Source organism: Nostoc sp. (assembly GCF_036917465.1).
Lineage (GTDB): Bacteria > Cyanobacteriota > Cyanobacteriia > Cyanobacteriales > Nostocaceae > Nostoc.
Map to the genome: position 1 here is coordinate 1 of NZ_JBALDL010000008.1, position 1,034 is coordinate 1,034.

2 protein-coding genes are annotated in these 1,034 nt (G+C 45.0%); both read right to left on the reverse strand.

What is annotated here, in order from left to right; genetic code table 11:
* Positions 1-17: 17 nt before the first annotated feature.
* Positions 18-536 (reverse strand): transposase, encoded by a 519-nt coding sequence (locus V7K38_RS01995; protein ID WP_334855055.1) that lies wholly within the window; start codon positions 534-536, stop codon positions 18-20.
* 11 nt (positions 537-547) lie between these two features.
* On the reverse strand, positions 548-970 hold the full coding sequence (locus tag V7K38_RS02000; protein ID WP_334855057.1) for a helix-turn-helix domain-containing protein: 423 nt from the start codon (positions 968-970) through the stop codon (positions 548-550).
* Positions 971-1,034: the final 64 nt, after the last annotated feature.

Sequence of the window (1,034 nt, forward strand, 5' to 3'; positions counted from 1 at the left end):
TATAGCAATTATCAGTCTTATGAAGTACAGTAGCAGCAGTGAGTAAACCAACCCACTAAATTTTCTATCGTCACTTCTGCAAATGCCGCATCTAATGCCTTGAGCAAATCAGGATAAGTCCTTGCACCGATGCGACGGAGAATATTCTTAATCTTCGACCAACAGTTCTCAATAGGCGAAAAATCGGGGGAGTAAGGGGGGAGATAAATGAGGCTAGCTCCAGCAGCGATGAGTAAAGCTTCAAGTTCATCACTTTTATGGATCGAGGAGTTATCCATTAGAACGACTGCACCAGTCCAAAGTTGGGGTACAAGCTTTTGAGCGATGAAGCAATCATTGGTCAAGGCATCGATAGAACCTAAACCACTCCACTGAGTGAGCAGTCCTTTTAAGCTAATTGCACCAATCACTGAGACATTTCTCCCTTTGCGATTTGGCTGATTAGCATAGGCTCGTTCCCCTGATAAAGCGCGGGCACATTTGCGAATGAAGGACAAATTAACCCCCGATTCATCTAAGAAAATCAGATTTTCCACGGGTATGCCCCTCAAGAGTTTCCAGTACTCAAATCTGGCCAATTGGACTTCATCAGTACCTTTTTTCGTGGGATGGAGACTTTTTTTTTGAGGTTTAGGTTGAGTTTCCGGCGAACCATCCGATTCACCGTGGCCACCCCAATTAACACCTCTGTTTTCTCATAAAGTCGTTCCCGCAATTCGCTTAACGTCGCATCGGGCTGTGCTGTGACCAGTTGGCGCAGGATTTCTAGCTGTTCGGCGTTCAATTTTGTTGGCGTCTGCTCAGTCCGCACCTTGGGGCTGATCGTGCCCAATTCACGATCGCGTTTGAGTAAATTTTGCACAAAACTTAAGGTGACACCAAAGTTTTTCGCCAGTTTTCGTTGGGAAATGTCACCGCAGGCATAAGCATCAACAATTTTCTGACGCAAGTCGAGAGAGTAGGCTTTCATTGCCACCAGTTATCAGTAAAATTGCTCTTTTCTATTGTACTGCACTAGACTAATAACCGCTATA

Excerpts from the sequence above, each read along its gene's own strand:
- V7K38_RS02000 (WP_334855057.1), bottom strand. The coding sequence starts at position 970 with ATGAAAGCCTACTCTCTCGACTTGCGTCAGAAAATTGTTGATGCTTAT.